The sequence below is a fragment of the Dolichospermum sp. UHCC 0259 genome (assembly GCF_009711935.1).
Taxonomy (GTDB): Bacteria; Cyanobacteriota; Cyanobacteriia; order Cyanobacteriales; family Nostocaceae; genus Dolichospermum.
In genome coordinates this window covers 1-13,188 of sequence record NZ_VIKX01000185.1, presented here as the reverse complement: position 1 = coordinate 13,188, position 13,188 = coordinate 1, and the positions used below count along the sequence as shown (strand labels likewise).

Annotated in this window: 11 protein-coding genes; 4 read left to right on the top strand and 7 right to left on the bottom strand. The window is 40.3% G+C overall.

Annotated elements, in window-relative coordinates:
• Window positions 1-447: 447 nt before the first annotated feature.
• Window positions 448-1,314 (top strand): carboxylating nicotinate-nucleotide diphosphorylase, encoded by an 867-nt coding sequence (gene nadC, locus FJR05_RS14525; protein WP_168644748.1) that lies wholly within the window; start codon window positions 448-450, stop codon window positions 1,312-1,314.
• 313 nt (window positions 1,315-1,627) lie between these two features.
• Here nadC and FJR05_RS14520 read toward each other — a convergent pair whose 3' ends face one another.
• The 5 genes from FJR05_RS14520 to FJR05_RS14500 form a co-directional block, all read right to left on the bottom strand.
• On the bottom strand, window positions 1,628-2,845 hold the full coding sequence (locus tag FJR05_RS14520) for an LL-diaminopimelate aminotransferase (protein WP_168644751.1): 1,218 nt from the start codon (window positions 2,843-2,845) through the stop codon (window positions 1,628-1,630).
• Between the two features lie 66 nt (window positions 2,846-2,911).
• Complete coding sequence (locus FJR05_RS14515) at window positions 2,912-3,247, bottom strand: co-chaperone YbbN (RefSeq protein ID WP_168644747.1); 336 nt, start codon at window positions 3,245-3,247, stop codon at window positions 2,912-2,914.
• Window positions 3,248-3,490: 243 nt separating this feature from the next.
• A complete protein-coding gene (locus tag FJR05_RS14510; RefSeq protein WP_168644746.1) occupies window positions 3,491-4,282 on the bottom strand; it encodes a PspA/IM30 family protein in 792 nt (263 codons plus the stop codon).
• 163 nt (window positions 4,283-4,445) lie between these two features.
• Window positions 4,446-5,156, bottom strand: coding sequence for a PspA/IM30 family protein (locus FJR05_RS14505; protein ID WP_168644750.1), 711 nt, complete (start codon window positions 5,154-5,156; stop codon window positions 4,446-4,448).
• Between the two features lie 177 nt (window positions 5,157-5,333).
• Window positions 5,334-6,518 (bottom strand): hypothetical protein, encoded by a 1,185-nt coding sequence (locus FJR05_RS14500; protein ID WP_168644745.1) that lies wholly within the window; start codon window positions 6,516-6,518, stop codon window positions 5,334-5,336.
• Between the two features lie 194 nt (window positions 6,519-6,712).
• Here FJR05_RS14500 and FJR05_RS14495 point away from each other — a divergent pair, with 194 nt between their 5' ends.
• Complete coding sequence (locus FJR05_RS14495; RefSeq protein WP_168644744.1) at window positions 6,713-7,258, top strand: DUF721 domain-containing protein; 546 nt, start codon at window positions 6,713-6,715, stop codon at window positions 7,256-7,258.
• Window positions 7,259-7,613: 355 nt separating this feature from the next.
• Window positions 7,614-7,928, top strand: a complete 315-nt coding sequence (locus tag FJR05_RS14490) for a hypothetical protein (RefSeq protein ID WP_168637273.1) — start codon at window positions 7,614-7,616, stop codon at window positions 7,926-7,928.
• Window positions 7,929-8,156: 228 nt separating this feature from the next.
• On the opposite strand, the gene menB is transcribed toward FJR05_RS14490, so the two are convergent.
• The gene (gene menB, locus FJR05_RS14485; protein ID WP_174783713.1) at window positions 8,157-8,993 is read right to left on the bottom strand and encodes a 1,4-dihydroxy-2-naphthoyl-CoA synthase; all 837 of its coding nucleotides are present in this window, start codon (window positions 8,991-8,993) and stop codon (window positions 8,157-8,159) included.
• A 307-nt stretch (window positions 8,994-9,300) separates the two neighbouring features.
• Between menB and FJR05_RS14480 the strand changes: the two genes are divergently transcribed.
• Window positions 9,301-11,682 carry a phosphoketolase gene (locus tag FJR05_RS14480; protein WP_168644743.1) on the top strand — a complete coding sequence of 794 codons (2,382 nt, stop codon included), beginning with the start codon at window positions 9,301-9,303 and terminating at the stop codon, window positions 11,680-11,682.
• Between the two features lie 357 nt (window positions 11,683-12,039).
• Here the strand turns inward: FJR05_RS14480 and FJR05_RS14475 are convergent, their stop codons facing one another.
• Complete coding sequence (locus tag FJR05_RS14475) at window positions 12,040-13,149, bottom strand: glycosyltransferase (RefSeq protein ID WP_371416895.1); 1,110 nt, start codon at window positions 13,147-13,149, stop codon at window positions 12,040-12,042.
• Between the last annotated feature and the right edge of the window lie 39 nt (window positions 13,150-13,188).

Here is a 13,188-nt window from a genome sequence, read left to right as displayed (position 1 = left end):
CTGAGCCAGGATCAAACTCTCCATTTTGGTTCGTCTGTTATAAGCTCTTTCTTAACCGTTTTTACAACCACGGTCAGGTTATTTTCTTTTTCTGACGCAGGGTACTTGTTGTATTCTGGCTTTCAAACTATAATATTTTCAAGGTTCGGTGCGCTTTTCGGCGGTGCGTTTGTTTCGCTTCGCTTCAGGCACTTATTTAATATATCGAACTTGCTTTGCTTTGTCAACTCTTTTTTTAAACTATTTCTGAATTTGTTTTTCGTTTTATCGAAAATCCTTGTGGGACAAGGGTTGTCAGCGTTAGAATTTTTGAGATTTCTGCCGTATTTAGTGGTGTTTTTGATTTAGCTGAATTTGTGGAGTTCCACTTTCAGGGATTTTTTGAGTCACTAGGGAAAGAAAGACAATTATTGATAGTGTTGATTGGGTATAGATATTAGAGATGATATGAAGAGTTCAGTGGCTGTACTACCACCATTTTTGGTGTTGGATCAATTGTTACAAAGTTGGTTGTTGGAGGATATTGGTAGAGGAGATCGGACTACTCAATCTCTATTATCCCAAAATTCTGCTATGAGAAAGGCGAAGTGGATAGCGAAAGCACCAGGGATAATTGTGGGTTTACCGGTTGCGGCTAGGGTGTTTCAGCTTTTGAATAATGAAGTTGAGTTTGTGAATGTTACCGCTGAGGGAGCAAAGTGTGAACCGGGACAGGTGGTAGCGGAAATTAATGGTTCACTGGATACGCTGTTAATGGGGGAACGGGTGGCTTTGAATTTGGTGATGCGGTTGAGTGGAATTGCGAGTTTGACTAATATATATGTGGAAAAAATAGCTGATTTACCTGCTCAGTTGGTGGATACGCGCAAAACTACTCCAGGGTTGAGAATTTTGGAAAAGTACGCTAGTGCTTTGGGTGGTGCGATGAATCACCGGATGGGTTTGGATGATGCGGTGATGATTAAGGATAATCATATTGTGGCGGCTGGGGGGATTGGAGAAGCTGTTACCCGCGTTCGTTCTCAAATTCCTTATCCTTTGACTATTGAGGTGGAGACGGAAAGTCTAGCACAGGTGTGGGAAGCTTTACGGTATAAAGCAGATATTATTATGTTGGATAATATGCCTTTGTCTATGATGAGTGAGGCTGTATTATTGATTCGTGAAGAAGATAATCGGGTGAAGATTGAGGCTTCTGGTAATGTAAATTTGGAGACTATTCGCGCTGTGGCGGAAACTGGTGTTGATTATATTTCTACTAGTGCGCCTATTACTCAGTCTAAGTGGTTGGATTTGAGTATGAGGATGATTTAAGGATGTCTGAATCAGGATATCCAGGATCAAAGGATTAACAGGATAAAAACAGAAATTTACCAAGTTCAAATAGAGGACTGGAAATTTGAGTTAGGAACGCAAATTTAATAACCTACAATTCTTATTTAAACTGAAATGGTGCGTTACGCTGTCGCTATACTCAACACGGCTTAATTACTTGATTCTCCAGGTAGGGGTTTAGCAGTGCTAAACCCCTACAAATCTGGGGTTTTCGTGATTTTACAAAAGTCCATGTCTCAACCGTTTTTAGTATAACACACCCTACTTTTGCACTTTATTTAATTCACATTCCTTAATAGAGAAACTGGGAAATTCTCTCTACTGCGGTTTCTAATATTTCTGGTTTTTGTACTAATGCAAAGCGAATGTATCCTTCTCCAAATTCACCAAAGCCGACTCCTGGGGAAGCGGCTACGCCTGTTTTTTTAACTAGTTCGGTGCAAAATTCTATGGAATTATGACTCCATTGTGGGGGTAGTTTTGCCCAAATGTACATTGTGGCTTGGGGGGTAGGAACGTTCCAACCAATACGGTGTAAGGCTTTGATGAAGGTGTCTCTGCGCTGACGAAATGTATCAACGGCAAGTTTTACACCTTTTTGGGGTCCGGTGAGGGCGGCGATCGCTCCGTTTAAAATTCCTATATATTGATTAAAATCAACGGTGGCTTTGATTTGCTTTAAGGCTTGAATTAATTGCGGATTCCCAATTGCATAACCAATGCGGAAGCCACCCATGTTATAAGACTTTGATAGGGTGAAAAATTCAATGGAGACGCTTTTTTCGGGGTCTGCTTGCAATATTGAGGGAACAAGGGATTTTGGACTTCGGCTTCGCTCAGTCGAACGATTTTGGGTTTCTTCTGTGAAAACTAAGTCTACGTAGGGGAAATCGTGAACAAGAACAATATTATGTTGTTGACAAAAAGCTACGGCTTCTTGAAAGAAGGATAATGGGGCGATCGCACTGGTAGGATTATGAGGATAGCTTAATACCATTAACCGCGACTTGGCTAAAACGGTGGGGGGAATATCGCTAAAAACTGGTAAAAAATTATTTTCTGGTTTTATTGGCATGGGGTAAATTTGACCACTAGCCAAGTATACTCCTCCGGCATGGGAAGGATAACCAGGATCTAATAATAGGGCAAAATCGCCGGGATTAAGCACGGCTAAAGGTAAATGGGCTGTTCCTTCTTGAGAACCAATGAGGGGTAAAACTTCTGTTTCTGGGTCAACTGGGATACCGAATTTTTGCTCGTACCATTGGGCTGCGGCTTTACGGAAATCTTGAGTACCACGAAATAATAAGTAGCCATGAGTGCTAGGATCATGGAGAGATTGAGCGATCGCTTCTATGATGTGATTCTCGGTAGGTAAATCTGATGAACCCAAAGATAAATCAATTAATTCTCTTCCAGCAGCCAAAGCAATGGACTTGGCTGTGTCCATATCGGCAAATACGTTAGATTTTAAAGGTTGTAACCGGGTGGCAAATTGCATTTTAATTATTATTTATTGGTCATTAGTCATGAGTAAGTGATCAGAAACTATAGAGTTTTGATCACTGACGGGTAACTAATTATTATTTAAATGCTTTTCCAAAAAACTGAGTAATTTATCTTTACCAATTACTCCCTCAATAGATTCTAATAGTTGGTTGTCCTTAATTAACCTTAAAGCCGGAAGACCTTCTACTTGATATTGTTTGACAGCGACTGGATTAGGGTCAGCTTCCATTTTAACAATTTTTAGGCGATCGCTGTAAGTTGTCGCAGCCAAGTTAATCACTGGTGACATCAATTGACAAGGACCACACCAAGAAGCCCAGAAATAAACTAATACAGGCTGCTCGGATTGTAATACCTCCGTTTCAAACTCTGCATCAGTGATAGTGATTACACCCTTGTTCATTGTAGTCTCCATAAAGCAGCATAAATTAATGAAGTTCGTTTACAAAATACTCTATCTCAATCTGAGAGTCAGTTGTTATAAGATTTTGGACTTTGGCTTTGCTCAGTCGAAGGATTTTAGATTATAAAATACTGATTCTATCAGCGTTTCATCTGGTAATTTATCATAATCATTTAGAAAGATGAAGCAAAATCCCACAACTTAGGATGTGTGGGATTAACTGAATCAAATTATCTGCAAAAATTACAGATTATCCAATTGCTTGCGTAGAGCTTCCAATTCAGCATCAACTGGTTCAGCAGGTTTAGCGGTGCTGCTTGGTTGGGCTGGAGTTGCGGTGCTGGGTTGTTCTGGGGTGAGTAGTTTTGGTTCTGGTGCAGGTGCTAGAGATGCTTTCAAAGCAGCTAATTCATCATCAACACCACTACCAGATTCTAACTGGGCAAATTGGTGATCTAAATCTGCACTTACTAATTCTCCTACTGACTGAGCGCGGGATTCTTGAAGTAATACCTTTTCTTCCATGCGCTCAAAAGCAGACATGGCACTACTGGTACTCATACCACTAACCATATTTCCCAATTGTTCTTGGGCTTTAGCAGCAGTAATCCGGGCTTTGAGCATTTCTTTCTTGGTTTTGGCTTCCGAAATTTTGCTCTCTAACTGGATTAAATTCTTCTTGAGACCTTCAACTTGAACAGTTTGCTGATCTAGACTAGTTTTTAGAGCAGTAGAGTTTTCTGTAAAACTTTTCTTGCGCTCTAATGCTTGACGGGCAAGATTCTCATCACCTTTTTTGATAGCTAGTTCAGCATTGCGCTGCCATTTATTAATTTCGTTTTGTCCCTCATTATACTGTTTTTCAGTGCGTTTTTGGGCGGCGATCGCTTGGGCTACCCCTTGACGCAACTTCACCATGTCCTCTTGCATTTCTAAGAGGGCTTGTTCCAGCATTTTTTCTGGATCTTCGGCTTTACTGACTAAATCGTTTAAGTTAGCACCAACTACTCGTTTAAGGCGATCAAATAATCCCATAAATTTATTTTTCCTTTAGAGGTTTACGCTCTTGATTAGATAGTTAGCTTTTCTACTATATTAATAGCTACCTATGCCAATGTAGTCTTTCCAGTCTGGATTACTATCTTTTTTTCTATTCTGAATCATGAACCTATTAATTATCTATATTAACCAGGAAAAGTTATGGTTCGGGTGTTTTGGGTAAATTATGATCTGGCTGCGGATTTTCTCCTGGATTGAGCATATAAGTTTTCATGGCTGCCAGTTCTGTATCAATATCATGATGAGAATCTAAGGATGCAAATCTTTTTTCTAGATCATCACCACCCAGTGTACTAGCAACTTCTGATTGTGCTTCTATCTGTAAGACTTTTTCCTCCATTCGTTCTAATGCACCTAAACTAGATGTAGCAGAAGCACCAGTTAGCATTTCTTGCAGCCGATAGGAAGCTTCAGCGGAACGAGCGCGAGCGATATACATATCTTTTTTAGTTTTTACCTCAGCCAGTTTTAACTCTAAAGTCCGCATATCTTGCTTTAATTTGGCGACTACATCTTGTTGCTGTTGAATTTGGCTGGTTAAAGTTGTCGCGGTTTCTTGGTAAAATTTGCGTTTGGTGAGAGCTTCCCGTGCGAGGGAGTCATTACCTTGCTGGAGGGCTAATTGGGCGCGACGATACCATTCTGCGGCTTGGGATTCTCCGGCGGCTGCTTGGCGTTCTGTGCGTTTTTGGGTGGCGATCGCTTGAGCTACCCCTTGACGCAATTGTACCAAATTCTCCTGCATTTCCATGAAAGCCTTCTCCAGAATTTTTTCTGGATCTTCTGCATTGCTAACCAAACTATTGAAATTAGCGCGAATCACCCGCAGAATACGGTTAATAACTTCCATGTTGGCTTTACCTTGACCATTTACCAAACTTTGAGATTTGTAATACTGTCATCCTAAATCATAATATGGCAGGAAATGAGTATGAGTTAGCCTCACGCAAAGGCGCAAAGACGCAAAGATAAGAGTTTTTAGAGTTAAATTCAGGAAATTTAATTCAGCAAGACCAGCATTTTTTGATTATGGCTGTTGTAATCGTCCTTTAATGCCGTTTGCTTCTAATTCCTGCAATCTGCGCTTAATCTCATCCTTGGTTTTCAATGCACCTAAATAAATAAATTTTTTATTTGGTGATAAATAAGCATCAGGAACGACTTGTTTGGCGGCTGTTAAGGCTTTGTCGCCTTGATTATCCGCAATAATATAATAGTACCCATTAGCTGATGGTTTGACATCTTCTACTAGGGGTAATGAAGTAGCTGTAGGCTTTGGTAAAGGTGTGGATTGAGAGAGAATGTTATTGGGTAAGGGAGAAAGTGTCGGTAATGGAGAGATAGGAGTTATGGAAGGTTGAATAACTAGAGGAGTGGGGATGATTTGGGGAGTCGGTTTAACCTTTGGTGTTAAATCTACGACATCTTTAGGATCTCTGACTTGTCGAAATTCTTGGGTGGCTAAATTAGGATATTTAGCTATGGGGGTGATTTTGGGTTCGGTAGTCAGTTGAGAATTATTTTCCATAATTTCTGTATTTTTCGCAGTCTTTGATGAATTATTGTTTGGTAAACTGCTGAAATTCAATCTGGGTAAATTTTTGGGATTGAAGACGACATAACCTAAAGTCAAACTTGCCAATAATAGCAACAGCATTGAACCAATACCTAGAGGTGATAAGACACTATCACGGGATTTAGGAGAATTAGAAGTTTGATTTTGTGGTACTTCGGCTGTCAAACTCCGCAATAATGCCTCACTAGATTCTAAATAATCATTTGGTTGTTGAGGAGGATCATTTGTGGTGAGGAGGGTTGGGTTTTCAGAAGATGGAATTTTGGTGGGAACTATACTGCTAGTTGATTTTTCTAGGTTTGGAGGAGTTGGGGTTTCTTCTATGTCTGAGTTAGCAAACTCTTGGGGAAAATTAATGGTTTCAGTGTCATTCGTCAAGAATGGATTTTCGGAGGGAATGGTGACAGGAGGAACTGCTGGTAGTTGAATCTCGTTAAACAAGGCTGTTTTTTGATAATTAGTGTAACTTTCTCCACTTCTTGCTGTTTGTGGTTTGGTGTTTTTGCGTGTGCGTCTATATCTGGTTAATTCTTGATCTAATTGTATTTCTAAACTAGCCAGTGCGGTGGTTAAGGTAGGATTTAAGCCTGGTTTTTGGGGGGATTTGGTAGAATCTATCAAAGGATTTTGATTCATTGTTTAAGATGGATTTAGGGTAGATGATTAAATGAATTTTTAATACAGGTAGTCGGACAAAATTAAGTTCACTCGTTGAGAGAGGGAACAGGGAACAGGGAACAGAAAAATCAATTGTGTAATTAATTCTCCTCATCCTAACGAAAGTTGATTGTCAGTATTCAGTTATTTTATGGTAAAACTACTAACACAATATGTCTTTTAAGTCAATTGATCAGGTTTTAGGGAATATTCAACGCTCACCACAATGGCAAGAACAGGTATTGCTGCGGTTACTGAAGTGTTGGGTAGAAGTTGTGGGGACTGCGGTAGCCGCTCAAACTCGTCCTTTGTCTATTCAGCGTGATGTTTTGTGGGTAGCAACTTCTAGTGCTGCTTGGGCGCAAAATTTGACTTTTGGGCGGAAAACTATATTGATGAAATTAAATGACAAGCTATCTACGTCTTTGGTAGATATTCGCTTTTCTACAGCCGAGTGGAAAAATTCATCAATAACGGGAACAGAAGCAACTGTTTCGGCATCAGAACATCCTAGTTATGTGGCTGATGATTTGATTGGTGATAAGTTAGTTCAACCCAATATTGACAATGCTTTGGGTGCTTTTGAGAATTGGGCTAAGAGGATGCAAGAGCGATCGCATCATCTCCCCTTATGTCCCCAATGTCAATGTCCCACTCCAACAGGTGAACTTGAACGCTGGGAAGTTTGTTCTCTCTGCTGCTCCAAGCAGTTAGGATAAATAATTTAGCTATTGACTGAAAATATTGAACTCTTGTGAATCATTAAGTAAATTAAATGCTAAAAACTGATTTCAACTCTATCTAAAGTAACGTTTTTCCAAACCCAGGAAATCCAAAATTAATGTTTTCATCTTGATCCCCAATAAGTTTTAGATGAAAATAAATATGTAGGCACTCTAACAATCATTTACAAATATAACAAGAATCTAAAGACATTCTAAAGTCCATTTACAACTAATAACAGCTAGAACCCATAGCCAATAATGACTTGTTGCCCTTTTTGCTCTTTTTGCTCAAGAAGCAAGATATATAAGTGTGATAAGTAGTCCTGAATGGTACTGAAGATGAAGGCACATGAAACTAATTAAGCGTTTAACATCTACCTGTCGTTATTGTCGTTATTACCAGCCACAAGGTCGTCGTGGTGGTATGTGTGAAAAATTGAGCGCACCAGTCCAAGGGGTCTGGAAAGCCTGTCCTTTGGTCATGGCCGCTTTTGCACCAGCTTGGGAAACTTTAGAAGATGCTTGGAGTTTACCAGTAGCCAAACCTGTTTTTGCGGCTGCTCAAACTCTCCCGACTGATTTGGATCATGTTACAGTAGCCTCTGTCGAAGACATTCCTACTTCCGCTACACAAGAAGTAAAAAATCAAAGCGTACTCATTTAACTATCCATGATTACGGTCATTAATTTTCTGTCCACCTTAATAAAATTGGACTGGCAATTTGTTAGTGTTTCCAATTTTGACATCCTTAGAAATCGCACCTTCCACAGCAGGGTGCGATTTTAGTATGTACCAGGAGGTAGGGGCGCAGGGCCTGCGCCCAGTCAGAAGTCATAAGAACAAAGAAGAAGTAAAACACTGTGAGAAATAGAGTTTCATTATCAAATAAATTTAAGGCAACCAGGGAAAATCCCGGAAGTTAGGGGGACGTTTTTCCAAAAAGGCTTGTTTTCCTTCTGCACCTTCTTCTGTCATGTAATAAAGCAGAGTAGCGTTACCAGACAATTCTTGTAAACCAGCTTGTCCGTCACAGTCAGCGTTAAATGCTGATTTTAGGCAACGAATGGCTATAGGACTTTTTTCTAACACTTCTTGCGCCCATTGTAAGCCTTCTATTTCTAGTTGTTCTACAGGGACGACAGTATTAACCAAACCCATTTCTAAGGCTTCTTGGGCGTTATATTGACGACAGAGAAACCATATTTCCCTGGCTTTTTTCTGTCCTACTATTCTGGCTAAATAACTAGCCCCAAAACCACCATCAAAACTCCCTACTTTGGGTCCTGTTTGCCCAAAAATGGCATTATCAGCCGCAATAGTTAAATCACAAATTAAATGGAGAACATGACCCCCGCCAATAGCATAACCCGCGACTAGGGCAATTACTACTTTGGGCATGGAACGAATGAGGCGTTGTAAGTCTAAGACATTTAAACGGGGGATTCCGGTTTCGTCTACATAACCTGCTTGTCCACGTACACTTTGATCACCACCTGAACAAAAGGCATATTTTCCATCTGTATGAGGTCCTGCACCTGTAAATAGGACTACGCCAATGGTGGTATCTTCTTTAGCATCCCAAAAGGCTTCGTATAATTCAAATACGGTTTTAGGACGGAATGCGTTACGTTTGTGGGGACGGTTAATGGTGATTTTGGCGATACCGTCAGTTTTTTGATAGATGATATCTTCGTAGGTTTTGACGGTCTTCCAGTCGGTTTCTATCATGGATAATCGGTGATTTATACTTGGGAATTTTATTGCGGATATTTTCGTTTTTTTATGATACTTAGAATTGCATTTTCACCCATTTGGCTGATCTAATTTCCTCTTCAAATTAGATTACCTTAATTTTTCCAAAACTATAGGTTTTAATGTGGATGGAGTTTAAGGATTCAGGATATAGAATATCTGATATAAGTAGGTGAACAGCCGGAGGTACAGGTATTCCGACTGGGCGCAAGCCCTGCGCCCCTACTTCTTGACAATGGGGTTTAAAATTGATTGGTGCAAATACTTTACACTGGAGTTTGAAATGACTATTGCCAGTATTCCACAGATAAAACCTTTAACAGACACAGAATTGCAACAAATTAACGCTTATTGGCGTGCTGCTAACTATCTGTCTGTTGGCCAAATTTACCTTCTTGACAATCCCTTACTCAGAGAACCCCTCAAACAAGAACACGTCAAACCCCGACTTTTAGGACATTGGGGAACTACTCCAGGGCTAAATTTGATTTACGCCCACTTCAACAGAGTTATCAAAAAATACGACCTCAATGCAATTTACATAGCTGGTCCTGGACATGGTGGACCCGGACTTGTTGCCAATACCTACTTGGAAGGAACATATAGCGAATATTACCCTAACATCTCTCAAGATGCGGAAGGGATGCAAAAACTATTTAAGCAATTTTCCTTTCCTGGTGGTATTCCCAGCCACGTCGCCCCGGAAACCCCTGGTTCTATCCATGAGGGGGGAGAATTAGGTTATGCTTTAGTTCACGCTTACGGGGCGGTATTTGATAACCCTGATTTGATAGTTGCGGCGGTTGTGGGTGACGGAGAAGCGGAAACTGGGCCTTTGGCAACTAGCTGGCATTCTAACAAATTTATTAACCCGGTTACTGATGGTGCGGTTTTACCAATTCTGCATTTGAACGGTTACAAAATTGCCAACCCCACAGTATTAGCACGGATACCCCATGAGGAGTTAGAAAGCCTATTTATCGGCTATGGCTATAAACCTTACTTTGTTGAAGGCTCTGATCCGGCGGAAGTTCACCAAAAAATGGCAGCAGTATTAGATACAATTATCCCCGAAATTCAAGGTATCCAAAGAGAAGCGCGGGTACATGGTTTCAAAGAAAGACCGCAATGGCCGATGATTGTTTTACGGACTCCTAAAGGTTGGACCGGTCCCAAGGAAGTGGACGGGAAGAAAACAGAGGATTATTGGCGATCGCACCAAGTCCCTTTTAGTGATATAGCTGGTAAACCGGAACATCTGCAATTGCTGGAAGATTGGCTAAAAAGTTACAAACCGGAAGAACTTTTCGACACCAATGGTCAACTCCTTCCCGAACTCGCAGAATTAGCCCCTAAAGGTCAGCGTCGCATGGGAGACAACCCCCACGCTAACGGCGGAATTTTGCTGCGTGATTTGAAAATGCCTGATTTCTGCAACTATGCGGTAGAAGTACCCAAACCAGGAACAGTTAACGCCGAAGCTACCAAAGTTACTGGTAAGTTTCTGCGCGACATTATGAAACTGAACGACGAAAGCCGTAACTTCCGCGTTTTTGGTCCTGACGAAACCGCATCTAATCGTTTAGATCCTGTCTTTGAAGTGACAAACCGCGCTTGGGATGCGGAAATTCTCCCGGAAGATGACCATTTATCACCCGACGGTCGGGTAATGGAAATCCTCAGCGAAACCAATTGTCAAGGATGGTTAGAAGGCTATTTATTAACAGGTCGTCATGGTTTCTTCTCCTGTTATGAAGCTTTTATTCACATCATTGATTCGATGTTCAACCAACACGCCAAATGGTTGAAAACAACTCGTCATATTACTTGGAGAAGACCAATTGCATCTTTAAATTATCTTCTCACTTCCCACGTTTGGCGACAAGATCATAATGGTTTCTCTCACCAAGATCCTGGTTTTATTGATCATGTAATTAACAAAAAAGCCGAAATTATTCGTGTTTATCTGCCACCTGATGCTAATACTTTGCTATCAGTAACCGACCATTGTTTAAGAAGTCGGAATTATGTCAATGTGATTGTGGCGGGTAAACAACCAGCCTTACAATATTTAGACATGGATTCGGCAATTAAACATTGTACGAAAGGTTTAGGAATTTGGGAATGGGCAAGTAGTGACCAAAACGGTGAAACTGATGTAGTTATGGCTTGTGCTGGAGATGTTCCTACTTTGGAAACTTTAGCTGCTGTGGATATTTTAAGACAGAATTTCCCAGACTTAAAAGTGCGGGTTGTCAATGTTGTGAATTTAATGACACTACAACCACAAAGTGAACATCCTCACGGTTTAAGTAGTAAGGATTTTGATACAATTTTCACAACAGATAAACCTGTTATCTTTGCTTTTCACGGTTATCCTTGGTTAATTCATCGTCTCACCTATCGGCATACAAACCATCAGAATATTCATGTGCGTGGTTATAAAGAAGAGGGAACAACAACCACACCTTTTGATATGGTGGTGATGAATGATTTAGATAGATTTCACTTGGTTATGGATGTAATTGACCGTGTACCAAAGTTAGGTTCTAAAGCAGCTTATGTAAAACAACAATTACAAGATAAGCTAATTGAACATAAGCAATATATCCAGAAACACGGTGAAGATATGCCAGAAATCCGCGATTGGACTTGGCCATATTAATGAAATGAGCTTTTTTTAACTGCTTTTTTAATCAGCCTCTTCCTCATTAGGGGAGGAGGTTAACAATATTCAAAAACAATTTGTTAATTGTGAAAAATATTCGGTTTATATTATTTAATTTCATTAATTGACTATTATTCATATAATTTCTGAATCGTTAATTGGGGATTTTATTTTTTGTATATCCCTTAGAGAAGGCAAGGAATCTAAATTAAGTGGTTTCCGTGAACCAAGAGTCTCTCAGGCTTGATCCGCTGAGAGTGTCAATTGATGCTTTCCTATCTTACAACTATGCACGGATTGTCAGTTGTCATTAGGAATAAATATTCCCCCTGACCCCTGCCTCTCCTCTATTCCCTATTTAATTGCTAATGCGGGTTCTTTAACAGATTGTTGCAACAGTTGGGTATAGAGTTCATCTAACTGACTCGCTACACCATGCCAGCTAAATTTATTGATAACACGCTTTTTAGCAGCTTTTCCTAGTTCTTGTTGCCATACAGGATTGCCAAGAATCCGATCAATAGCGTGGTTAAAAGCTGGGACATTTTGCGGCGGCACTAATAAACCAGTTTCTTCATTAACAACAGTGAATTGTAATCCACCGACATCACTAGCGACTACAGGTGTACCGCAGGCCATAGCTTCGATAGCTACTAACCCAAAGGGTTCATAGTGGCTGGGAACAACACAAACATCAGCAGCAGCAAAATAAGCTGGTAATATATGCCGACTCAGACAACCGGGAAAAGAGGTGCATTCACCCATTTCTAACTCGTTGACAATTCCGGTGAGGCGATCGCGTTCTTTTTCATCACTATTTCCCGGTGTACAACCACCACCAATAATCAACTGCAATTGTTTGGATTCGTAAAACTTAGATTCCCGCATTGCCCTGATCAAGGTTTCTATGCCTTTGCGGGGGTCGAATCTACCTACATATAACACTACTTTAGCTTCTGGATCAATTCCTAAAGTAGCTCTGGCGGCTTCTCTTTCCACTGAACCAAACTGTTGAATATCTGTCCCACAGGGAATAATATCAATTTTGCCTTTTTTGGAAACAAGCGATCGCATATGTTCCTGTTCTTGGGGACTGGTGGCAACAATTCTTTCCGCTGTTTCCAATACTTGTTTTTCTACTATTAAACGTTGACTTGCCACCAAAGGAATATTTTCTATGGTGTTATATTTAATCACCCCTAAAGAATGGTAAGTATGAACCTGTTTAGTTCCTTGTCTTTTCTTTAGTTCCATTCCTACCCAACTTGATAACCAATAATTAGTATGCACTAAATCATACTTAATCCCAGATTCTTTTTGAAATTCTAGTAACTGAAAGACGAAATCTGGCAAATATTGAAAACCCTGATCTCTTGGCACAAATTCCACCGGGCCTGCTGTTAACCTAATAGTCCGACAATTAGGGTTATGTTGCACTATCCTTTCTTGATCGTAGTTTTTCACTCTCCCCCCACTTTCGAGAGTTTATAGGGTAGGTAGAAG

What these genes read in the sequence shown, in the direction of transcription:
- FJR05_RS14515 (WP_168644747.1), bottom strand. Translation starts at nt 3,247, where the DNA reads ATGAACAAGGGTGTAATCACTATCACTGATGCAGAGTTTGAAACGGAG.
- nadC (WP_168644748.1), top strand. Translation starts at nt 448, where the DNA reads ATGAAGAGTTCAGTGGCTGTACTACCACCATTTTTGGTGTTGGATCAA.
- FJR05_RS14480 (WP_168644743.1), top strand. Translation starts at nt 9,301, where the DNA reads ATGACTATTGCCAGTATTCCACAGATAAAACCTTTAACAGACACAGAA.
- FJR05_RS14500 (WP_168644745.1), bottom strand. Translation starts at nt 6,518, where the DNA reads ATGAATCAAAATCCTTTGATAGATTCTACCAAATCCCCCCAAAAACCA.
- FJR05_RS14510 (WP_168644746.1), bottom strand. Translation starts at nt 4,282, where the DNA reads ATGGGATTATTTGATCGCCTTAAACGAGTAGTTGGTGCTAACTTAAAC.
- FJR05_RS14495 (WP_168644744.1), top strand. Translation starts at nt 6,713, where the DNA reads ATGTCTTTTAAGTCAATTGATCAGGTTTTAGGGAATATTCAACGCTCA.
- FJR05_RS14505 (WP_168644750.1), bottom strand. Translation starts at nt 5,156, where the DNA reads ATGGAAGTTATTAACCGTATTCTGCGGGTGATTCGCGCTAATTTCAAT.
- menB (WP_174783713.1), bottom strand. Translation starts at nt 8,993, where the DNA reads ATGATAGAAACCGACTGGAAGACCGTCAAAACCTACGAAGATATCATC.
- FJR05_RS14490 (WP_168637273.1), top strand. Translation starts at nt 7,614, where the DNA reads ATGAAACTAATTAAGCGTTTAACATCTACCTGTCGTTATTGTCGTTAT.